16 protein-coding genes and 2 tRNA genes are annotated in these 22,049 nt (G+C 73.5%); 12 read left to right on the top strand and 6 right to left on the bottom strand.

The features are described from left to right. Positions 1 to 6 precede the first annotated feature (6 nt). Positions 7 to 1,713, bottom strand: a complete 1,707-nt coding sequence (locus tag ACLWS4_RS32105; RefSeq protein WP_387827510.1) for an ABC transporter family substrate-binding protein — start codon at positions 1,711 to 1,713, stop codon at positions 7 to 9. Positions 1,714 to 2,090: 377 nt separating this feature from the next. On the opposite strand from ACLWS4_RS32105, the gene ACLWS4_RS32100 reads away from it, so the two are divergent. From ACLWS4_RS32100 to ACLWS4_RS32080, 5 genes are all read left to right on the top strand, one after another. Then, positions 2,091 to 3,071, top strand: a complete 981-nt coding sequence (locus ACLWS4_RS32100) for an ABC transporter permease (RefSeq protein ID WP_380778875.1) — start codon at positions 2,091 to 2,093, stop codon at positions 3,069 to 3,071. 15 nt (positions 3,072 to 3,086) lie between these two features. Then, positions 3,087 to 4,043 (top strand): ABC transporter permease, encoded by a 957-nt coding sequence (locus ACLWS4_RS32095; RefSeq protein ID WP_416875978.1) that lies wholly within the window; start codon positions 3,087 to 3,089, stop codon positions 4,041 to 4,043. Continuing rightward, positions 4,040 to 6,115, top strand: a complete 2,076-nt coding sequence (locus ACLWS4_RS32090; protein ID WP_416875977.1) for a dipeptide ABC transporter ATP-binding protein — start codon at positions 4,040 to 4,042, stop codon at positions 6,113 to 6,115. The genes ACLWS4_RS32095 and ACLWS4_RS32090 overlap by 4 nt, the downstream gene beginning before the upstream one ends. A 70-nt stretch (positions 6,116 to 6,185) precedes the next feature. Next, positions 6,186 to 6,259 (top strand) — tRNA-Lys (locus ACLWS4_RS32085). A gap of 73 nt (positions 6,260 to 6,332) precedes the next feature. Further along, on the top strand, positions 6,333 to 7,064 hold the full coding sequence (locus tag ACLWS4_RS32080; protein WP_416875976.1) for a GOLPH3/VPS74 family protein: 732 nt from the start codon (positions 6,333 to 6,335) through the stop codon (positions 7,062 to 7,064). Between the two features lie 50 nt (positions 7,065 to 7,114). On the opposite strand, the gene ACLWS4_RS32075 is transcribed toward ACLWS4_RS32080, so the two are convergent. Both ACLWS4_RS32075 and ACLWS4_RS32070 read right to left on the bottom strand, forming a co-directional pair. Continuing rightward, positions 7,115 to 7,999 (bottom strand): alpha/beta fold hydrolase, encoded by an 885-nt coding sequence (locus ACLWS4_RS32075; RefSeq protein ID WP_380744401.1) that lies wholly within the window; start codon positions 7,997 to 7,999, stop codon positions 7,115 to 7,117. Next, complete coding sequence (locus ACLWS4_RS32070; protein WP_416875975.1) at positions 7,996 to 8,787, bottom strand: DUF998 domain-containing protein; 792 nt, start codon at positions 8,785 to 8,787, stop codon at positions 7,996 to 7,998. Before ACLWS4_RS32070 ends, ACLWS4_RS32075 begins: the two co-directional genes overlap by 4 nt. Positions 8,788 to 8,986: 199 nt before the next feature. Here ACLWS4_RS32070 and ACLWS4_RS32065 point away from each other — a divergent pair. From ACLWS4_RS32065 to ACLWS4_RS32055, 3 genes are all read left to right on the top strand, one after another. Further along, positions 8,987 to 9,060, top strand: a tRNA-Lys gene (locus ACLWS4_RS32065). A 225-nt stretch (positions 9,061 to 9,285) separates the two neighbouring features. Continuing rightward, entirely contained in the window at positions 9,286 to 11,700 is a 2,415-nt protein-coding gene (locus tag ACLWS4_RS32060) for a transglycosylase domain-containing protein (protein WP_416875974.1), read from the top strand. A gap of 167 nt (positions 11,701 to 11,867) precedes the next feature. Continuing rightward, positions 11,868 to 12,950: an EamA family transporter gene (locus tag ACLWS4_RS32055; protein ID WP_416875973.1), complete on the top strand. Its 1,083-nt coding sequence runs from the start codon at positions 11,868 to 11,870 to the stop codon at positions 12,948 to 12,950. Here the strand turns inward: ACLWS4_RS32055 and lepB are convergent. Then, positions 12,913 to 13,701 carry a signal peptidase I gene (gene lepB, locus ACLWS4_RS32050; protein ID WP_063780047.1) on the bottom strand — a complete coding sequence of 263 codons (789 nt, stop codon included), beginning with the start codon at positions 13,699 to 13,701 and terminating at the stop codon, positions 12,913 to 12,915. The two genes, ACLWS4_RS32055 and lepB, sit on opposite strands and share 38 nt — an antisense overlap. A gap of 279 nt (positions 13,702 to 13,980) precedes the next feature. Beyond that, positions 13,981 to 14,316 carry a chorismate mutase gene (locus ACLWS4_RS32045; RefSeq protein WP_416875972.1) on the bottom strand — a complete coding sequence of 112 codons (336 nt, stop codon included), beginning with the start codon at positions 14,314 to 14,316 and terminating at the stop codon, positions 13,981 to 13,983. 276 nt (positions 14,317 to 14,592) lie between these two features. Here ACLWS4_RS32045 and ACLWS4_RS32040 point away from each other — a divergent pair, with 276 nt between their 5' ends. Together ACLWS4_RS32040 and ACLWS4_RS32035 are read left to right on the top strand one after the other, a co-directional pair. Continuing rightward, positions 14,593 to 15,018, top strand: coding sequence for an OsmC family protein (locus tag ACLWS4_RS32040; protein WP_049649677.1), 426 nt, complete (start codon positions 14,593 to 14,595; stop codon positions 15,016 to 15,018). 441 nt (positions 15,019 to 15,459) lie between these two features. Beyond that, a complete protein-coding gene (locus ACLWS4_RS32035; RefSeq protein WP_416875971.1) occupies positions 15,460 to 17,616 on the top strand; it encodes a putative bifunctional diguanylate cyclase/phosphodiesterase in 2,157 nt (718 codons plus the stop codon). 280 nt (positions 17,617 to 17,896) lie between these two features. Here the strand turns inward: ACLWS4_RS32035 and ACLWS4_RS32030 are convergent, their stop codons facing one another. After that, positions 17,897 to 18,988, bottom strand: a complete 1,092-nt coding sequence (locus ACLWS4_RS32030; RefSeq protein WP_388047477.1) for an LLM class flavin-dependent oxidoreductase — start codon at positions 18,986 to 18,988, stop codon at positions 17,897 to 17,899. Between the two features lie 644 nt (positions 18,989 to 19,632). Here ACLWS4_RS32030 and ACLWS4_RS32025 point away from each other — a divergent pair. Next, complete coding sequence (locus ACLWS4_RS32025) at positions 19,633 to 20,220, top strand: DedA family protein (RefSeq protein WP_234348218.1); 588 nt, start codon at positions 19,633 to 19,635, stop codon at positions 20,218 to 20,220. A gap of 416 nt (positions 20,221 to 20,636) precedes the next feature. Next, a complete protein-coding gene (locus ACLWS4_RS32020; RefSeq protein WP_049649680.1) occupies positions 20,637 to 21,914 on the top strand; it encodes a lipoprotein in 1,278 nt (425 codons plus the stop codon). Positions 21,915 to 22,049: the final 135 nt, after the last annotated feature.

Genomic DNA, 22,049 nt, shown 5'->3' with positions numbered 1-22,049 from the left:
CGGCGGCTACTTCTCCCAGCCGAGCTTGCTGTAGTCCTCCTGGGCGAGACCGAAGGCGCCGTAGTTGGCCAGCCCCTTGCGGGTCGCCACCACAGCGGGCCGCTGGTAGAGCTCGACGGTGTGGCCGAGCTCCCAGATCCTCGCGTCCGCCTGGTTGTAGAGCTTCGCGGCCTCCGCCGGGTCGACCGTCCCGGCCGCCTTCTTCAGCAGCGCGTCGATCTCCGGGGTGCCCAGCCGGGAGGGGTTGCTGAAGGTGTTGTCGCCCACCGGCAGGCGGAAGTTGGCCAGGCTCTTGGAGTTCGGGAACGAGTCGGTGTTGCGCCAGCTCGCGATGTCGAACTTGCCCGGGGTGACGTACTTGGCGAAGTAGTCGTTGGCCGCCACCTTGTCCAGGTCGACCTTGACCCCGGCCGCCTGCCACATCGCCGCCGCCGCGGTGGCGAGGTCGAGCTGGGCCTGCGCGGTGCCGTCGCTGAGCACCCAGTGCAGCTCCAGCGGCTTGCCGTCCTTGGTGCGCGGCTGGCCGCCGCCGGACTCCTTCCAGCCGGCCTGGTCGAGCAGCTTCTTGGCCGCGGCCAGGTCGAAGGTCGCCCACTCACCGGAGTTGTCCTGGTAGCCGGTCTGGTTGGGCATGATGATGTGGTTGCCGAGCGGCTTGAACTCCACCGGCACCCCGTTGTTGGCGATCTTGATCAGCGCCGAGCGGTCGAGCGCCTTGCCGAGTGCCTGGCGGACCGTCCGGTCCGCCAGCGCGCCGGTGCCGCCGAAGGAGATGTGCACCTCGTCCCACGGGCTGGCGGCCCGGATCACGGTGTCCTTGGCGTTCTTGAGCTGCCCGTACGCGGCGGCGGTGCCGGCCGAGGCGAAGTCGATCTCGTTGTTGAGGTACGCCTGGATGCTCGCGGCCTTGTCCATCACCCGGAAGGTGATCTTGTCCAGCTTGGCCCGGGTGCCCCACCAGGCCGGGTCCGGCACCAGGCTGATGGTTTGCGCGGTCTTGTCCGCCACACCGATCTTCAGCGCGCCCGCGGTGATCGGGACCTTCTCCACCCAGCCCTTGTTGAAGTCGTCCGGGGTGGCGATGCCGGCCGCCGGGATCAGCGGGCGGAACAGGTTCTGCCAGTCCGCGTACGGCTCCGAGAAGGTGACCTTGACCTCGCTCGGGTCGGCGCCCTGCTCGACCGCGGAGATCAGCTCGTAGCCGGACGGGTCGTAGATGTTGTACGCCGGGTCCTTGCCGTTGCCCGCCTGCCAGTCGGCCTTGAAGTCCAGGTAGCTCAGCGGCTTGCCGTCCGACCAGGTGGCCTTGGGGTTCAGCTTGTACGTGACCACCTGCGGCGAGGTCGAGGTGACCTCGGCCCCCACCAGGTAGTCCGGGTCCGCCCGGAAGGCGCCGGAGGCGTCGGTGCGGAAGAGCGAGGGCTCCAGGGCGCGGATGAGGTTCACCGTGTCGGTGTAGGAGCCGCCGTCCACCTGGAGCGGGTTCCACTGGGTGATCCACTGGTCCAGCTGGAAGCGCACCTCCCCGCCGTCCTTGATCTGGTCCGGCGCCTTGGGGTTGACGTCCTCGGAGTCCTGTCTCGGCGGCTCGCTCTTGGCCACCTTGTCGGCGGAGCCGGCCCCGCCCGAGGTGCACGCGGTGACCGCGAGCGCGACGGCGACGGCGAGCGCGGCGGCCCGGCCGAGGCGGCGGGCCGTGGTGGAAGCGTCCATGAGGGTCCCCCTGGGATCGATGACGGGAGTTGGGGCGCGAGAGGTGTGACGGGGCTTGAGCGTGGGCAGCCAATTCGGCACCGGGCGAGCAGAAGGTAACAGCGGATCAGATCCGCCACCAGGGGGAGGAGGGCACACCTGATCGAAAAGTCACACGCGGCAACACGGGCGCAACACCGCCTCAGTGCCCGGGTGCTTCACTCTGACCTGCGTTTTCCCAACTGTCCGACGAACAACGTCATCTGACGATCCGACGAACCAGAACGAACCCCGACGAACCCTGCCACCCGACGCCCCCACCGGGCCCGGACCGGAGGCCACCACCCGATGCCCACCAGACGCGTCGGCCCCACCCGCACCGCGACGGGCGGCCGTTGATGCTCCGCTTCCTGGCGAAACGGCTGAGCTACTACGCGGTGCTGCTGATCGCCGCCGTCTTCCTGGCGTACGCGATCTCCGCGACCGCCCTGCAGCCGCGCACCTACTTCGAGGCCAAGGTCCCCCGGCCGTCCGTCGAATCGGTCGAGCGCCAGCTCACCGCGCTCAACCTGAACGACCGCACCCCGGTGGTCGAGCGCTTCGGCCACTGGGCCGGCGGGCTGCTGGAGGGCGACCTCGGCCGGACCATCCACGACACCCCGGTCACCGACGACTTCGGCCGCCGGGTCTGGGTCTCGCTGCGGCTGCTGCTGCTCGGCAGCCTGCTGGGCATGGTCCTCGGCGTCGCCGCCGGGGCGTGGAGCGCGGTGCGCCAGTACCGGATCTCCGACCGGCTGCTCACCGTGCTGTCCTTCGTGCTGCTCTCCACCCCGGTCTTCCTGGTCGCGCTGTTCCTCAAGAACGGCGCCATCGCCGCCAAGGACGCGGCCGGCCACGAGGTGGTCCCGTTCACCGGCTACGAGACCCCCGGGCTCGCCGGCGGCCTCGGCGCCCACCTCGCCGACTGGGCGCTGCACCTGCTGCTGCCCACCATCTCGCTGGCCCTCGGCGGCCTCGCCACCTACAGCCGCTACCAGCGCGGCACCATGCTCGACGTGCTCGGCTCCGACTACCTGCGCACCGCCGAGGCCAAGGGCCTGACCCGCGGCCGGGCACTGCTCAAGCACGGGCTGCGCACCGCGGTGATCCCGATGTCGACGATGTTCGCCTACAGCTTCCTGGGCATCTTCACCGGCGCGATCTTCACCGAGACGATCTTCGGCTGGCACGGCATGGGCGAGTGGCTGATCAAGTCGATCAACGAACAGGACGTCAACTCGGTGGTGGCGATCAACCTGTTCACCGCCGTCGTCGTGCTCGTCTCCGGCTTCCTCGCGGACACCCTGCACGCCGCCCTCGACCCGCGCGTGCGGTCCTGACCGGAGGAGAGCCGAATGACCACCACCGTCGCCGAGCCTTCCGCCCCGGCCACCGCCCCCCGGGGCACCGGCCGCGGCCGGCTCGTCCTCAGCCGGCTGCTCGCCGCCCGCGGCGCCGTCGCCGGGGCCGTCATCGTCCTGCTGCTGTTCCTGCTCGCCTTCGGCGGCGCGTACCTCACACCCTGGGACTACGCCGCCCCGGACTTCTCCGCGCTGCACCAACCCCCGTCCGCCGAGCACTGGTTCGGCACCAACGGGGTCGGCCAGGACGTCTTCGCGCAGACCGTCCGCGGCCTGCAGAAGTCCCTGGTCATCGGACTGCTGGTGGCGCTGCTCTCCACCGTGCTGGCCTCCGTCGTCGGCGCCTGCGCCGGCTACTTCGGCGGCTGGGCCGACCGGGCGCTGATGTTCCTGGTGGACCTGCTGCTGGTCTTCCCGGCCTTCCTGGTCATCACCATCGTCTCGTCCCGGCTGAAGAGCGCCGGCTGGATCGCCTTCGTCCTGCTGCTCGCGCTGTTCAACTGGATGATCACCGCCCGGGTGGTCCGCTCGATGACCATCTCCCTGCGCGAGCGCGAATTCGTCCGCGCCGCACGGTTCATGGGCGTACGGCCGCTGCGGATCATCAGCCGGCACATCCTGCCGAACGTCGCCTCCTTCCTCATCATCGACGCCACCATCGCGGTCGGCGGCGCCGTGATGAGCGAGACCGCGCTCTCCTACTTCGGCTTCGGGGTCAAGCCGCCGGACGTCTCGCTCGGCACCCTGCTCGCCGCCGGGACCGGCGAGGCCCCGGTGTTCCCCTGGCTGTTCTACTTCGCCGCGGCGCTGCTGGTGCTGTTCGTGCTCGCCGTCAACCTGATCGGGGACGGGCTGCGCGACGCCCTCGACCCCACCTCCGGGGCCGCGCCCCGCCGTTCCCGGTCCGCCCGCCGTTCCCACCGCCCTGCCAGCCGTAGGAAGCTCCCGTGACCACCACCGTCGAAACCCCGCTGCTCGCCGTCCGGGACCTGCGGGTCGACTTCGCCGGGCCCGACGGCCCGGTCCCCGCCGTCCGCGGGGTGGACCTCACCCTGCGGCGCGGCGAGACCCTCGGCATCGTCGGCGAGTCCGGCTCCGGGAAGTCCGTGACCGCGCTGTCCGTGCTCGGGCTGCTGCCCGGCACGGCGCGGGTCAGCGGCTCGGTGCGGCTGGACGGGCGGGAACTGGTCGGGCTGCCGGGCCGGGAGCTCGCCGCGATCCGCGGCCGCCGGATCGCCATGGTCTTCCAGGACCCGCTGTCCGCGTTCACCCCGGTCTACCGGATCGGCGACCAGATCGCCGAGGCGGTCCGCGTCCACCAGCGGGTGGACCGGGCCGCCGCGCGCCGCCGGGCCGCCGAACTCCTCGACCTGGTCGGCATCCCGGCACCCGACCGGGCCCTGGACAGCTTCCCGCACGAGTTCTCCGGCGGCATGCGGCAGCGCGCGATGATCGCCATGGCGGTCGCCAACGATCCCGACATCCTGCTCGCCGACGAGCCCACCACCGCCCTCGACGTCACCATCCAGGCCCAGGTGCTGGACGTGCTGCGCACCGCCCAGCGGGAGACCGGCGCGGCGCTCGTCCTGGTCAGCCACGACCTCGGGGTGATCGCCGGGGCGGCCGACCGGGTCGCGGTGATGTACGCCGGACGGGTGGTCGAGACGGCCGGGGTGGACGAGCTCTTCGCGGCCCCGCACCACCCGTACTCGCTCGGCCTGATCGGCGCGCTGCCCCGGCTGGACGGGCGCGGCGGTCCGCTCGTACCGATCCCCGGCGCTCCGGCGCCGATGGCCGAACTGCCCCCGGGCTGCCCCTTCGCGCCGCGCTGCCCGCTCGCGGAGGAGCGCTGCACGACGGCCGAGCCCGCCCTGGAGGGTACGGAGGAGCACCTGTCGGCCTGCGTACGGTCGGCGGAGCTCGCCGAGCGGCGGCCCGCGCCGGCCGAGGTCTACCCCGTTCCGGAGCTGCCGCCGGCCGCCGCCGGCCCCGTCGACCGCTCCACCCGGACGCCGGTGCTGTCGGTGAGCGGCCTGGAAAAAACGTTCCCCCTCCTCAAGGGCACGGTGTTCAAGCGCAAGGTCGGCGAGGTGTACGCGGTGGACGGCGTCGACCTGGACCTGCGGGAGGGCGAGACCCTCGGCCTGGTCGGGGAGTCCGGCTCCGGCAAGTCCACCACCCTGTTCGAACTGCTGCGGCTCGGCGCCCCGGAGACCGGCCGGATCGAACTGCTCGGCCACGACACCGCGACGCTCACCCGGGCCGAGGCCCACCGGCTCCGCGCCCGGGTGCAGATCGTCTTCCAGGACCCGATGGCCAGCCTCGACCCCCGGATGCCGATCGGCGACATCGTCGCCGAACCACTGCTCGCCCAGCGCGCCCCGCGCGAGGAGATCGCCCGCCGGGTGCCCGAGCTGCTGCGCCAGGTCGGCCTCGACCCGGAGCACACCGTCCGCTACCCGCACCAGTTCTCCGGCGGCCAGCGCCAGCGCGTCTCGATCGCCCGAGCCCTCGCCGTCCGGCCCGGGCTGCTGGTGCTGGACGAGCCGGTCTCCGCCCTGGACGTCTCCATCCAGGCCGGGGTGCTCAACCTGCTCCAGGCCCTCAAGTCCGAACTGGGCCTCTCCTACCTGTTCGTCTCGCACGACCTCTCGGTGATCCGGCACCTCGCCGACCGGGTCAGCGTGATGTACCTCGGCCGGACGGTCGAGCAGGGCGAGGTCTCCGCCGTCTTCGACCGCCCCCGCCACCCGTACACCCGCGCCCTGCTCTCCGCCGTCCCGCTGCCCGACCCCGCCGCCGAGCGCGCCCGCGACCGCATCCTGCTGGCCGGCGACCCGCCCCCGCCCACCGAGCGCCGCACCGGCTGCGTCTTCCGCACCCGCTGCCCGCGCTACGCCGCGCTCACCGCACCGGCGGACCGGGCCCGCTGCGAACAGGAGCGGCCGGCCCTGCTCGGCGCCCCCGGGGCGGACCACCAGGCGGCCTGCCACCACCCGGAGCCGGCAACCCGGGGGCAGTGACAATCGGTGATCACTCGAACACGATTCGGTGGATCCGGTCGGCGGCGTGTAAAGTCTTCGACGTCAGCAAGCGCCGCTAGCTCAGTTGGTTAGAGCAGCTGACTCTTAATCAGCGGGTCCGGGGTTCGAGTCCCTGGCGGCGCACATGGCAAGGTCTCAGGCCGTCCACTCCGGTGGGCGGCCTGAGGCGTTTCCGGGCCGGGTAGGCCTTCTCCCCATGAACTCCCCCGACACCGACACCGGCACCCGGCCCCTGGCCGAGGAACTGCTGCTGCTCTGCGCCGACCCGGCGGACGGACGCCTTCGGATCCCCGCCCTCACCCTCTCGACGGCGGTCGCGGGCGCCGTCCTCGCCGAGCTCCAGCTGGCCGGCACGATCACCGTCGACGGGCGCCGGATCACCGGACACCGGCCGCCGGGCGACCAGGACGAACTCGCCGCCGCCGTCCTGGCCGACCTCGGGCAGGCGGGCGAGGGCCGGCCCCGGACCCTCGAACACGCGCTGCGCGCGCTGACCCACCCGCACGGCCGGGCGACCCACCACCACCTGGACCGGATGGTCGGGCAGGGCGTGCTGACCGTCCGGAGCCACCGCTTCCTCGGGCTGCCCTACCGCCGCTGGACGGCCGTGCGGCCGGATGCCGGAGCGCTGATCGCCGCCCGGACGGCGGCCACGCTGGCGCGCGCCGGGCTCTCCGGGCTCTCCGGTCTCTCTGGTCCGACTGGTCTCTCTGGTCCGACCGGTGCGGCTGATCCGACCGATCCGGCCGACGAGCGCGACCGGCAGCTGGCCGGCCTGATCGGGGCGGCCGGGCTGGAGCGCCGGCTCTACCGGGGTCCGGACGGCGCCGAGACCCGGCACGCCGTCCGGCAGCTGGCCCGCGACCTGCCGGTCCCCCGGGCCGTGAAGCGGGAGATCACCCGGCGGAGGTCCCAGTCCGGGGGCTGATCCGTGCTCCGGCACCCGCCCTCGCGGCCCCCGGCACCCGGGCCGACCGCTCAGCGGGTGTCGAGCACCGCCGAGGCCACCGCGTCCGGGCGGTCGAACATCACCAGGTGCCCGGCCGGGGCGGTGGTGCGGAAGTCCGCCCCGAGCAGTGCCGCCAGCTCCCGCTGCCGGGCCAGCCAGTCCTCGGTGCGGCGGGTCCGGCAGCCGTCGTCGGCGGCCAGCACGGTCACCGGCAGGTCCTCGGCCAGCGGCCGGGTGCGCCGCAGCTCGTCCAGTTCGGCGGCCGTGTCGAGGTAGCGGCCGTTCTCCCGCAGCAGCGCGCGCAGCGCCCGCCCGGTGCGGTAGCAGTGCCGGACCAGCGGCGCCGGGGCGAGGTCCTCGCGGCGGACGGTGGACAGCCGGGCCATGGCCCGGCGGGCGGTCGGGCCCAGCAGGTAGGGCACGGCGAGGGCGGTGGCGGCGCCGGCCGCCGCCCGGGCCGCCAGGTCGCGCGCGGCGGGCGCCGGGTAGGGCCGGGCCGCCGCCTCCACGCTGCCGTCGACCAGCACCAGCCCGGCGGTCCGCTCGGGGTGCAGCCGGGCGAAGGCCTCGACGTGGAAGCCCGCGAGCGAGTGCCCGACCACGGTGCAGGGCTCCCGCAGCCCGAGGCCGTCCAGCACCGCCCGGATCCGCCCGGCCTCGCCGGCCGCCGTCGGCGCGGGCCGCCCGGTGGCGGGCTCCCCGGCGCTCAGCCCGTAACCGGGCCGGTCGAAGCGGACCACGGTGCGGTACGGGGTGAGGAAGGGGACGACCAGGTCCCAGTCGAACCAGCTGCTGCCGAGGCCGCCGGAGAGCAGGCAGACCGGGCCGCTGCCCTCGGTGCGGACGTGCAGCGGGACGCCGTCGACGCGCAGGAAGCGCGCCCGGTCGACGGCCTCCGGTCCGGCGGTGCTCATGTCGGCCTCCGCCCCGGGGACGGTTCGGCCGGTCGGCGCCGCCCCGCGGCCTGCTCGTCCCCCTCGTCCACCTCGGCGTCCTCGTCCGTACCGTCCGAGCGGGCGACGCCGAGGGCCAGCAGGCCGAGCCAGAGCGCGACCAGCAGCACCTGGAGCCGCTGCCCGGCCCCGAGCGCCCAGGTGCCGTGCCCGGCCTGGAAGGCGGCGATCGAGGCGAGGCTCCAGCCGGTGGCGAGCAGTTCGGCGCCCAGCAGCCAGGGCCCGAACCGGCGCACCGGCGGCCACCAGTGGTAGCGCCGGGCGGCCACGGTGAGCGAGACCAGTGCGGTGAGCGCCCCGGCCATGGCGAGGCTGCTGGTGACCGCGTGCGCGGTGTGGGTGGCGGGGACGAGCCCGGCGGTCTCCCGGGCGGCGCACATCTCGTCGCTGGTGGGGGCGCAGCTGAGCGGCAGCCGGGAGTCGGCGGCGGTCGCGGCGCCGAACAGCACGAGCGCGGACCAGCCGGCCAGCGCCCAGCGCCGCCGCCGCGAGGCCCCGACCCGACCGGTGGCGAGGGCGGTGCCGGCGGCGGCGAGCAGGCAGAGTCCGGCGGCCAGGTCGGTGGCCCGGAACAGGCCGCCCAGCGGCTGGTCCTCGGCGGCGAGTTCGCTGATGTACGCCTGCACCGGGTCGAGTCCGGTGCTCAGCACGACCTCCAGCACCCAGGCGGTGTACGCCACGGCGCTGAGCAGCAGCAGGGTGGCGACCGTCGTCCGCGCGGCGCGGTGGCCTGGCTGGGGGCGGGGCACCGTTCCACCCTAACCAGCGGCGAACTCCGGACCAACCGGAAGGAAAGGGACGGATCGATCGGCCGCCGCCCGGGTCGTTCGCGGGTGCCCCGGGCACGACCCGGGGACGACCCGGGGGCAGCCCGGCGACGGTTCGGTGATGGCTCGGTGATGGTTCGAGGCACCCCTCGGAACCGTGTATTGTTTTCCAGGTCAGCAGGCGCCGCTAGCTCAGTTGGTTAGAGCAGCTGACTCTTAATCAGCGGGTCCGGGGTTCGAGTCCCTGGCGGCGCACAGACATTTGGGGAGCCTCTCGCAGCAGCGAGGGGCTCCCCGATTTTTTGGCCTCCGACGTCCGTTTTGCGTGTGATGTCGGTCTCGATTGGCGATCCGCCGGAGCTATCCGGCCCGTTCTGCTCGTCCAGGGCAGTAAAACCGGAATCGGGACAAAGGTCCCCAACCGCCGATGTCCCCGTCCGTGCCGGGCTGCCTCGATGCGCCCGCAGGAAAGGCCGCGCTTTGTCCAGAAACGCCCAGGGCGGCCGTCGCACGCCGTCGATCAGTCTCCGGCCGGTCAAACGGCTCAAGCGCTCCACCGGCCCGGCCGGCGGGTCCGGCGGGTCCGGCGGCAGGAAGCCGCGACGTCCGAAGCGCACCGGCTGGCGCCGGCTGATACCCACCTGGCGGATGACCCTGCTGGGCTTCGGCTCCGCGCTGCTGCTCGGCATCGGTCTGTTCGCCCTCGGGATCGCCCTGGTGAAGGTGCCGGACGCGCACGCCGCCGCCACCGCCCAGAGCAACACCTGGCTCTACGCGGACGGTTCGGTGCTCACCCGCACCGGCCAGACCAACCGGCAGAACGTCTCCCTGGACAAGGTCTCCCCCGCCGCCCAGCACGCCGCGCTGGCCGCCGAGGACCGGAACTTCTACAACGAGGGCGCGATCAACGTCCAGGGCCTGGCCCGGGCCGCGGTCAACACCGCCAAGGGCCAGGGCACCCAGGGCGGCTCCACCATCACCCAGCAGTACGTGAAGAACACGTACCTGAACCAGAAGCAGTCGGTCACCCGCAAGGTGAAGGAACTGTTCATCGCCATCAAGGTGGACGCCACCGAGAGCAAGAACGACATCCTCTCCGGCTACCTGAACACCTCCTACTACGGCCGCGGCGCCTACGGCATCCAGGCCGCCTCCCAGGCGTACTTCGGCATCGACGCGTCCGCCCTCGATCCCGCCCAGGGCGCCTACCTGGCCACCCTGCTGAACGCCCCGAGCGCCTACGACGTCGCCACCGCGACCGCGGCGGGCAAGCAGAACGCCGTCAACCGCTGGAACTACGTGCTCGACGGCATGGTCAAGGAGGGCTGGCTCTCCGCGGACGAGCGGGCCCGGACCGCCTTCCCGGAGGTCCGGGACCCCCAGCCCAACCCGGGCCTGTCCGGCCAGGCCGGCTACCTGGTCGACGCGGCCACCCAGTACCTCACCTCCAGCGGCGTGATCAACGAGACCGAGCTGGCCAAGGGCGGCTACACGATCAAGCTGAGCATCGACCCGGCCCGCCAGCAGGCCCTCCAGGACTCCGTCCAGGCCCAGCTGCACGACAGCCTGAACCCGGACAAGCGGAAGAAGGACGCGGCCGCCCAGGCCGGCGCCGCCTCGGTGGACCCGAAGACCGGCGCGGTCGTCGCCCTGTACGGCGGCGTCGACTACGTGAAGCACTACGTCGACAACGCCACCCGGCGCGACTACCAGGCCGGCTCGACCTTCAAGGCGATCGCGCTGGCCGCCGCCTTCGAGAACAACGCCAAGACCCAGGAGGGTCGCACCGTCACCCCGCGCACGGTCTACGACGGCACCAGCGGCCGGAAGGTCCGCGGCGGCAAGGGCACCCCGTACGCGCCGCCGAACGAGGGCGACAAGAGCTACGGCCAGATCACCCTCCAGCAGGCCACCGACTGGTCGGTCAACTCGGCGTTCGCGCAGCTCGCGCAGGACACCGGGCTCCAGAAGGTCAAGGACACCGCCGTCGCGATGGGCCTGCCCGGCAACACCCCGGGCCTCGACCCGGTGCCGTCCATCCCGCTGGGCGCGGCCACCCCGAGCGTGCTCGACATGGCGGGCGTGTACGCCACGCTGGACAACGGCGGCAAGCAGATCACCCCGTGGCTGGTGCAGTCGGTGGACCGCGAGGGCGAGAACGTCGCGCTGCCCGCGCACAAGACCACCCAGGCGATCAGCGAGGACACCGCCAACCAGGTCACCTCGATGCTCCAGGGCGTGGTGAGCGACCCGGGCGGCACCGGCTGGCGGGCCAAGGGCCTCGGCCGCCCGGTGGCGGGCAAGACCGGCACCACCGACGACCAGAAGTCGGTCTGGTTCGTGGGCTACACCCCCGAGCTGGTCACCTCGGTCGCCCTGTTCGGCCAGGACCCGGGCAACGGCTCCCAGGTCAGCCTGAGCGGCGTCGGCGGCATCGACGGCGCGGCCGGCGGCCAGTTCCCGGCCCAGATCTGGACCAGCTACATGAAGGCCGCGCTCAAGGGCCAGCCGGTCAGCGACTTCGCCACCCCGGCCGGCGGCGACTCCTCGGGCGCCACCGACCTGCCGACCGCCCCGAGCACGCCGAGCAGCGCCCCGTCGACGGGTGCCCCCAGCGGCGCTCCGAGCACCGGCCCCACCACGGCGCCGGGCGACGGCTCGGGCTCGACCCCGTCGGGCGGCACCGACGGCGGCGCGACCACCGCGCCGACGGCCCCGCCGACCAGCCAGCCCACCACCCAGCCCACCCGGCCGCCCCGGCCCACCTCGAAGCCGACGCAGACCACCCAGCCGACCGCGCCCCCGACCAGCCAGCCGACCGGCCAGCCCACGGGCGGGACGGGCGGGACGGACGCGCTCACGGGGGCGGGCGCCTCGTCCCGGTCCGGGGGCTGACGGGGGTCCGTTCACCCCGGCCCGTTCACTCGGCCCCGGCCGCCCGCTCTCAGCTGAGACCGGGCGGCCGGGGCCGAGTGATTTCGCCGCTGCGTACGGTGAAGGGCAGGACCGAATGACGGAATGGCGCCTTACCCGATCATTGGTATGACTGTCACAATGCGGCCGTGCACAGATCAACGGCCTCGCCCACCCTCCCTTCGGGCAGAACCCTCGGCCTCGGCCTCGCGCTCGTCTCCGCCTTCGCCTTCGGCGGCTCCGGCACCGCGGCCAAGCCGCTGATAGAGGCCGGACTCTCCCCCCTGCACGTGGTGTGGCTCCGCGTCACCGGGGCGGCGGTGGCACTCCTCCCGATCGCCTACCGGCACCGGGACGCCGTCCTGCGCCGCCCCGGCCTGCTGCTCGGCTTCGGCCTGCTCGCCGTGGCGGGCGTCCAGGCCTGCTACTTCGCGGCGATCTCCCGCATCCCGGTCGGCGTCGCCCTGCTCATCGAGTACCTCGGCCCGCCACTGCTGATCGGCTACGTCAAGTTCGTCCAGCGCAAGCCGATCACCCGCGGCGCGGCCATCGGCGCCGGCGTCGCGGTGGCCGGGCTGGCCTGCGTGGTCGAGGTCTGGAACGGTCTGAGCTTCGACGCGCTGGGCGTGCTGTTCGCCCTCGGCGCGGCCTTCTGCCAGGTCGGCTACTTCGTGCTCGCCGACGCCGGCCGGCACGGCGACCGCCCGGTCGACCCGCTCGCCGTCAGCGCGTTCGGGCTGCTCGTCGGCGCGGTGCTGCTCACCGTCCTCACCCGGCCGTGGCAGGCCGACTGGAGCCGGCTCGGCGGGTCGGTGGTGATGAACGGGCACACCCTGCCCGCGTTCGTCCCGGCCGCGTGGATGGTCCTGATCGCGACCGTGCTCGCCTACCTGACCGGGGTGATCTCGGTCGGCTACCTCTCGCCGCCGATCGCCGGGGTGGTCGCCAACCTGGAGGCCGTGGTCGCCACCGTGACGGCCTGGGTGCTGCTCGGCGAGCACCTCGGGGTGCCGCAGATCGCGGGCGGCCTGCTGGTGCTGACCGGCGCCTTCGCGGCGCAGGCGAGCAAGCCCGCGGAGGCGGGTTCGGGGACGGGCTCGAAAACGGGTTCGGGATCGGGTTCAGACGCGGGGGCCGACAGCTCTGGAGCCGCCGGGCCCGGGGCCCCCGACCGGGTGGCCGCCGAGCGCGGGATCAGCGGCCGGTCCAGCCGAACCAGTCGAGGTGACTGAGCGGCCACACCACGGCCGACACCGGGCCGACCACGTTGTCCACCGGCACGGCGCCGCCGCCCGGGCCGTGCTGGTGGTACCGGGAGTCCGCGGAGTCGCTGCGGTGGTCGCCCTCGACCCAGACGTAGCCCGAGGGCACCTTCACCGGCCCGAAGTCCAGCCCCGCGCAGGAGTCGTCCCCGGGGTGCAGGTACGGCTCGTCGACCTTCCGACCGTCGACGGTCAGCGTGGTGCCCTCGCACTGCACGGTCTGGCCGCCGGTCGCGATGACCCGCTTGACCAGGTAGTTGTCGTCCTTCGGCGGCACCAGGCCGACGAAGCTGAGCACCGAGCTCACCGCGTTGGTGACCGGGTTCGGGTCGGTCGGCTGCGGCGGCAGCCAGCCCCCCGGGTCCTTGAACACCACCGGCTGCCCCGGCTCCGGCTCCCAGCCGGTCAGCGGCGCCAGCTTGTTCACGCCGACCCGGTCGCCGATCCGCAGGGTGTTCTCCATCGAGCCGGACGGGATGGTGAACACCTGGAACAGGCAGGTCTTGATCAGCAGCGCGACCACCAGGCCGACCGCCGCCATCACCGGCAGCTCGATCCACCACGGCCGGGGACGCCGGCCCGCGCGGCGGTCCGTACGGCCGCGCGAACCGCGCGCCCGACGACGGGCCTCGGCGCGGCCGCCGGACACCTCGTGGACGTTCGACGCGGAGCCGCTGGGGGCTCCGGCCCCGCTGGGCGTTTCGGGCAGGTTCACCGCCATCGTCGCTGCTCCACCTCTCCGGCTGGGGAAACCTGCACGCTACGCCAACCGTGGAGCCTGACGAAATCGGTCATTTAGCCGCCGCCGACATCGCCGGGTGTCCCGGAGGAGCCCGGGGGGTCGCACCGGGGATCACCGGGGGTCACCTGGGAACAGCCGGGAGGGGCCGGGCACGACCGGGGCCCGCTGCCGGGGGTTCGCTCCGCCTCCGTCTCCGGGTGGGGTGCGGGCTCCGGGCGCGGGGGCCTCCGGCCTCCGGGCGTGCGGGCTCCGGCCCGGTCAGGCGCGGGCGATGGCCTCGTGGTGGCGGATGACCTCGGCGATGATGAACGTCAGGAACTTCTCCGCGAAGACCGGGTCCAGCTTCGCCCCCGCCGCCAGCTCCCGCAGCCGCTTGATCTGGTCCCGCTCGCGCGCCGGGTCGGCCGGCGGCAGCTTGTGCTCGGCCTTGAGCCGACCGACCCGCTGGGTCGCCTTGAAACGCTCGGCCAGCATGTGGACCACCGCGGCGTCGATGTTGTCGATGCTCTCGCGCAGGCTGGCCAGCTCGGCCCGTACGGCGTCGTCGATCCCCTGGGGCAGAGCGGCGTCGGGGGTCGTGGAGTGGTCCGTCATCGGGGCGGCTCCCGGTGTCTGGAGTGGGCGCCCGACCGTACGCCGGCCGGGCTCGGGCCCGGGCAAATCTAACAGGGCCCCCGCTCCGGCCCCGCACCGTCGAACAGAACCGTCCACGATCCGGACAGCGCCCCGGAGCCGCCCGCCGGCACCGCGCACCGCCTCCCCGCTGCGGCGTGACACGCCGGAGCGAGGAGGCCCCTGCCCGTAGGCTGGGGCACGCATGACCGGAAGTGACCGCTCGAACACTCTCCCTCAGCACTGGAGGAACCGATCGTGGCAACCACCCGCACCGCCCGTACGGCCTGGGAGGGCAACCTCGTCGCCGGCCAGGGCCAGGTGACCTTCGAATCGTCCGGCATCGGCACGTACCCGGTGTCCTGGCCGTCCCGCGCCGAGCAGGCCAACGGCAAGACCAGCCCGGAGGAGCTCATCGCCGGCGCCCACTCGGCGTGCTTCTCGATGGCCCTCTCCCACGGCCTCACCGGCGCCGGCACCCCGCCCACCACGCTGGAGACCCAGGCCGACGTCACCTTCCAGCCGGGCGAGGGCATCACCGGCATCCACCTGACCGTCACCGGCACGGTGCCGGGCCTGGACGAGGCGGGCTTCGTCAAGGCCGCCGAGGACGCCAAGGCCAACTGCCCGGTCAGCCAGGCCCTGACCGGCACCACCATCACCCTCACCGCCAAGCTGGCCTGAACCGCACCCCTCTTCTCCTCTTCTTCCTCTCCGCGCCCCTCGGGGACCGGCCGGCGTCCGGCTCCCGGCCGGTGTCCGGCCCGCGGTCGGCGCGCGACCGGTCCGCGTCCGGCGCACGGTCGGCGCCCAGGGGCGCGGCTTCAGCGCACGCGCCCCTGGCGCACATCATGTGATGTGCACCGGGGGCGTCTGCACGTACCGCCATTCATGATCACAAAGCGGGCGAATCACCCTGGCGGCGGTCACCGCGTGTTGCCGTCGCGGCCTATGATCGGCCGCAGCGCCCTGTCCTTCAGGCGGGTCCCCGCGCACCGGCGCCCCACGACGGGCGGCCCCGCAGCGGACCGACTCCGAGGACCACGACAGAGTGCGGAGCCGACCGCCGGGTCCCGACTGGCCGGCCGGACATCGTCAAGCGTCAGCAGCGGACGGGAGCATGCCGTGCCGGGCCAGAACGAGGGGGCCGACGCACACCACCCGGGCGGGCGGCACGAGGAGTCACCGTGCCACCGCCACCTCGCCTCTCCGGTCCTGGAACCGGTCCTCGATCCGGCCCTTGAACCGACCCTGGGACCCACCGCCGGATCAGCCGTCGGACCTGTCGTCGGATCGACCGGCGGAACGGGCGGCGGAACGGGCGGCGGATCCGTCACCGGGCCGGCCGCGGGGCCCGTCACCTCCTTCACCGCCCTCGGGACGCTGACCGAGCCGGAGCCGCTGCTCTGCCCCACCTGCGCGGCCCCGCTCAGCGGCGACTCCCGCCGGGAGCGGGGGCTCACCCGTGGCAGCGGCCGGGAGAGCATCGACACCGACCGGCTGCTGGCGGCGCTGCGGGCCAGCGAGTCCCGGTTCCGGGCCGCCTTCTGCGACGCCGTCATCGGCATGGCCCTGATCGATGCCGAGGACCGGATCATCGAGGTCAACCCCGCCTTCGCCGCCCTGATCGGACAGGGCGTCGGCGACCTGGTCCGCACCCACCTGCACGAGATCATCGACCCGGAGGGCATGCCGGACCGGCTCTTCTCCGAACTCGTCCGCGGCGAGCGGGAACGGTTCCGCGTGGAGAAGCAGCTCAAGCACCGCGAGGGCCACACGGTCTGGAGCAAGGTCACCGTCTCGCTGATCCGGGACGGCGCCGGGGACCCCCTCTACACCCTCGCGCTGGTCGAGGACATCACCGAGCAGCGCCGGCTCGGCGACCGGCTGGAGTACCAGGCCCTGCACGACCCGCTGACCCGGCTGCCCAACCGGACCTACTTCTTCGAGCGGCTCGACGCCGCCTGCCTCGCACCGGCCGACCAGCCGGGCCCGGTCGGCGCCCCGGACGAACGCCGGGTCGGGGTCTGCTACCTGGACCTCGACGGCTTCGCGGCGATCAACGAGGCGCTCGGCCACCACATCGGCGACCAGCTGCTGATCGCCGTCGCCACCCGGCTGCGGCGCGGGTTCGACGGGCGCGACACCCACCTGGTGGCCCGGATGGGCGGCGACGAGTTCGCCGTACTGGTCACCGACAGCCTGGGCAGCGAGCAGCTGACCGAGCTGGCCGCCCGGATCCTGGAGGTGCTGGAACGTCCCTTCGACGTGGCCGGGCACCGGCTGGTGGTCACCGCCAGCGTCGGCGTGGTCGAACGGTCCGTGCACGAGACCACCTCGACCGACCTGGTCAAGGACGCCGACGCCACGCTCTACTGGTCCAAGGCCGATGGCCGCGCCCGCTGGACCCTCTACGACCCGGACCGCGGCGCCCACCAGCTCACCCGGCAGCTGCTCGCCACCGCGCTCCGCCCGGCCCTGGAACGCGGCGAGTTCGCGATCGAGTACCAGCCGCTGGTCGGCCTGGCCGACGGCACCGTGCACGGCGCGGAGGCGCTGGTCCGCTGGCGCCACCCCCGCTACGGGACGCTCTCCCCGGACCGCTTCATCCCGCTCGCCGAGGAGACCGGCGCGATCGTGCCGCTCGGGACCTGGGTACTGGAGGAGTCCTGCCGCCAGGCCCGGCAGTGGCTCGCCGAGTTCCCCGAGACCGAGACCTTCGTGAGCGTCAACCTCGCCGCCCGCCAGATCTGGGACTCCGACATCGTCGCCGACGTCGCCCGGGCCCTCGAACGCACCGGCCTGCCGGCCCGGCTGCTCCAACTGGAGATCACCGAGAGCGCCCTGCTCGGCCCCGGCGGCCGGCCCCTCCAGGCCCTCCAGGCGCTCGCCGACATGGGCGTGCGGATCGCGATCGACGACTTCGGCACCGGCTACTCCAACCTGGCCTACCTCTCCCGGCTGCCGGTGCACGTGCTCAAACTCGACGGCACCTTCATCGAGGGCTTCCGCGAGCCCTCCCCGACGGACCGGCCCGGCCGCCCGGAACTCGGCTCCCGCCGCAGCGACGCGGACGAGCAGATCGTCGGCGCGATGGTGCAGCTCGCCCACACCCTCGGCCTGACCGTCACCGCCGAGGGCATCGAGAGCGCCGCCCAGGCCGAACGCCTGCGGCTGACCGGCTGCGACACCGCCCAGGGCTGGTACTTCGCCCGCCCCGGCGAGGCCGAACTCGTCGCGGCCATACTCCGCGACGGCCGCCCCGCCCTACAGGGCCGCTAGCCGCAGGGGCGGGCCGGAACGAGACGGGGCCTCGGCCGACGCCCGCCCGGAGCCGGCACTTCGCCTGCCCCCGGCGAAGCCGAACCGGTCGCAGTGAGCAACAGCCGCGGGCCGGCGGGCCGACGGGTCGGTCCGCCCGGCCCGCGGTGGTGTGGCCCACCACCGCGTGGCGCTCGGCCCGCGCCCCGGCCGGCCCGGGGCGTCGAACCTCCCGGCGGCGGTCACGGCTGTAGCAGGACCGCAGGCCGTCGGTCCCGCCACAGCCGTCAGGCCGCAGCCGTCACACCGTCGCCGTCAGGCCGTACGCCTCGGCGATCAGGCCGTACGAGCGGAGCCGGGCCTCGTGGCCGTGGATGTGGGAGGTGACCATCAGCTCGTCCACGCCGGTCCGCTTGCGCAGGGCCTCCAGCCCGTCGGCGACCCGGCCCGGGTCGCCGAGCACGACGTTGTCGAGCCAGCTGTCGATGAAGTCGGCCTCGACCGGGCTGTACGGGTACTCCTCGGCCTCCTGCGGGGTGGGGATCGGGCCGGGGTTGCCGCGCCGCAGGCGGAGCATGCCGAGGGCCGCGGAGCGGGCGAGGCGCCGGGCCGAGGGCTCGTCGTCGGCGGCGACCGCGCTCACGCCGATCAGCGCGTACGGCTCGGCGAGCACGGCGGAGGGGCGGAAGGACGAGCGGTAGAGGTCCAGCGCCGGGACGGTGTTGGCGCTGCTGAAGTGGTGGGCGAAGGCGAACGGGAGGCCGAGGCGGCCCGCCAGCTGGGCGCTGAAGCCGGAGGAGCCGAGCAGCCAGACCGGCGGGCGGCCCTCGCCCTTGGGGACGGCCGTCAGCCGGGCGTACGGGTGGCCGTCCGGGAAGTCTCCGTCGAGGAAGTGGGTCAGCTCGGCGAGCTGCTGCGGGAAGTCGTCCGCGCCTTCGGCGAGGCCGCGGCGCAGCGCCCGGGCGGTGGCCTGGTCGGTGCCGGGGGCGCGGCCGAGTCCGAGGTCGATCCGCCCGGGGTGCAGGGCTTCCAGCAGGCCGAACTGCTCGGCGATGGCCAGCGGGGCGTGGTTGGGGAGCATGACGCCGCCGGAGCCGAGCCGCAGCGTGGTGGTGTTGGCCCCGAGGTGGGCGAGCAGGACGGCGGGGGTGGAGCTGGCCACTCCGGGCATGCCGTGGTGCTCGGCCACCCAGAAGCGGTGGTAGCCCCACTGTTCGGCCTGGCGGGCCAGTTCGGTGGTGGCGGCGAGGGCCTCGGCGGGCGTGTGGCCGACGCCGACCGTGGCCAGGTCGAGGATGGAGAGCGGGGCGGGTGCCGTTCCCCGGACGGTGCCCCGGATCGCCGTGTCGGCCGCCGGTTCGGCCCCGTGCTCCTGCTGGTCCTCGGTGGTCATCCCGTCCGCCCTCCTGGCTGCCGTCCTTGAGCCGGCCGTCGTGGCCGGCCGCGCGGGCCCGGGTGGTCCGCCGGTCGCTGTCGCCGACCGGGGTCAACCACGGCCGGGGGCTCGCTGTTCCCGCCTCGGGGATGTCGTCCGGCCACGGTCCGAGTGGGTTTCGGCCATTTCGCACGGGCGTCCGACCGACCGTTCGGCTGACGGAGAGCCAGTGGGCGAACACGGCTGGCGACTTCCCGCCAGCGCCGGAAGTCGCCAGCCCGGGTCCTCGCGACCGGGGGTCGGCGTCCGGCAGGCTTGGGCCCAGAGGCGGACCGCCGGAGCGGGATCCGCACTCCACCAGCAAGATCGTCGGGCTGGACCAGCACCGGACGATCACTGCGAGCCCTCGGCGCGGCACCCCGCCCCGGGGGCTCGTTCGGCTTCGGCGGCCCTCCGCCGCCCGGGCGCCCCTCACCCCGGCCGACCCGGACATACGGCCCGGACGCACGGCCCCGCCGCCTCGGGGCACGGCCGGAATCAGCACTCGTGATCCATGCCATACCGGGGTGCTTCATGGCATGAAAAGTCGAGGCGCTAGCGTTGACCCCTGCAGCCACCTGCTCCCCCGGGAGGCACGGAGGGAGTAAAGGGTCTTGAACTTCGTGGCCGCGATCGGATCCTCGTGGATCTGCGCGCTGGCGCTCGTCGCCGTGCTCGGGGACGCCCTCCTGCCATTCATCCCCAGCGGGACGCTGGTCATCCTGGCCGTGCTCAAGACCTCGCAGATCAACGGCGCGCCCCTGATGCTCGGACTGGGCGTGGCGGTGGCCTCCTTCCTGGGCGACCTCCTGCTGCTGAACCTGGCCCGGCGCGGTGCCCCGGTGCTGCACCGCCGGCTCGCCCGGCGCCCGAAACTGGCGGCCAGTGTGACCCGGGTCCAGGAGGCCCTGATCGAACGCCCCCACGGAGCGGCCGCCGCGATGGTGGTGGTCGCGCGGTTCGTCCCGGCCGGCCGGACCGTCCTCGACCTGGCCATCGGCCACTCCCCCGCCCATCCGCACCGGTTCCTGCACTGGTCGGCACTGGCGGCACTGGTCTGGGCCGCCTACATCGTGACGCTGGGCTGGCTGAACAGCCACTGGTTCAACACCGCCTGGCTGAGCCTCGTGGTCTCCTGCGCGGCGGCCACCGCCATCAGCACCGCGATCGCGCGCATGGTGCGCCGCACCCGGCGACTCGCCGCGCTCTGACGGCCCTCCCGGCCGCCTCTCCCCCTTCTCTCCCTCCTTTCCCCTCCCGCCCGGCCCGCCCGGAGCGGCCCCATAGCGGGCTTCGGGCTGCCCGGCCCAGCAAGGGGCAAAAGTTTTCCCAAAAGGGCGACCAACCGGGCCGAACGCTGACGAACTCCGGCGGGGAGCGGACCGACCGGCGGTAGCGTACTGACCGGACCGCACGGGGCGGGAAGCGTCACAGGACGGCAACAGTCGAGGCATCCCCGCAGCCCAGCCGTACGCGCCCGGCGTGTTGAGAGTCGTCAGCGCTCGGCGACCTTGGTGACCGCTGCGGCGACATGACATGCTAACGGCGGAATATTCATCAATTGCCCGATTTGACCGGTGCGGCCGCGGGCCGCCCTCACCACCGGTATCGGCACCCAGGGGAGACCATGACCAGCATCTCGCGCAGGACGGTGCTCAGCGCAACCGCCGCGACCGCGGCCCTCGGCGCGGTCGCGGCCTGCTCCAGCGGCGGGTCCGGCTCGGGCCAGGGCTCCCCCTCCCCCGGCCCCGGCGGCGCGAGCACCACCCAGGGCGGCAGCGGCGACCCCACCCAGGCGGTGGTGCCCAAGGGCACCCCGATCGGCGACGGTTCCAACGCGGACACCGGCCCGCAGCCGAACCAGCCCAAGCCCGAGAAGCTCAAGCCGGGCGAGCGGCCGCCCCAGTTCGTGGTCTTCTCCTGGGACGGCGCCGGCGGCACCGAGGACGGCCAGTTCCCCCGCTTCCTGAAGCTGGCGGAGCAGCACAAGGCCACGATGACCTTCTTCCTCTCGGGCATCTACGCCCTGCCCAAGGGCAAGGCGGACCTCTACCACCCGCCGAAGCACTCGGTCGGCGCCTCCGACATCCCGTACCTGTCGGACGGCGCGGTGAAGAGCACGCTCAAGCTCGTCAGCCAGGCCTGGCTGGCCGGGCACGAGATCGGCACCCACTTCAACGGGCACTTCTGCTCCAGCCGTCCGGACAAGAACGGGGTCAACGTGTGGACCCCGGAGGACTGGCAGAGCGAGATCGACCAGGCGATCGGCTTCGTCACCCAGTGGCGGACCAACACCGGTTTCACCGATGTCGACCCGCTCCCCTTCGACTACAAGAAGGAGCTGATCGGCGGCCGCACCCCGTGCCTGGAGGGCCAGAAGGCGCTGCTGCCGACCATCGCCAAGCTGGGCTGGAAGTACGACGCCAGTTCCTCGGGCGGCCTGCAGATATGGCCGCAGAAGGTGCAGGACGGCAAGGTCTGGGACTTCCCGCTGCAGTCCATCCCGTTCCCCGGGCACACCTTCCAGGTCCTGTCGATGGACTACAACATCCTGGCCAACCAGTCCGCCGGCAGCACCAAGGGCGACCCGGCCAAGTACGGCGACTGGCGCACCCAGGCCACCAACTCCTACCTGGCGGGCTTCGAGCGCGCGTACAACGGCAACCGCGCGCCGTTCTTCGTCGGCAACCACTTCGAGCAGTGGAACGGCGGCATCTACATGGACGCCGTCGAGGAGACCCTCAAGACCATCGCGGGCAAGCCCGACGTCCGGCTGGTCTCCTTCAAGCAGCTCGTCGAGTGGCTGGAGGTGCAGGACCAGTCCACCCTGCGCAAGCTGCGCTCGCTCAACGTCGGCCAGGCGCCGGCGGGCGGCTGGGAGAGCTTCCTCGGCACGGCGGGCTGACGCGCCGGGGAGCGGCGGGACGGGGCACCGGCGGGGGGGGGGGGGGGGGGGGGGGGCCCCCCCCCCCCCCCCGCGGGCGGCGGGGGGCGGAGTGGGGGGCGCGGGCGGGGCGGGCGGGGGGCGGCCGCCCCCCCC

Origin of the sequence: Kitasatospora sp. SC0581 (assembly GCF_048159585.1) — a bacterium.
Taxonomy (GTDB): domain Bacteria; phylum Actinomycetota; class Actinomycetes; order Streptomycetales; family Streptomycetaceae; genus Kitasatospora.
This window is presented reverse-complemented; position numbering and strand designations above follow the sequence as displayed.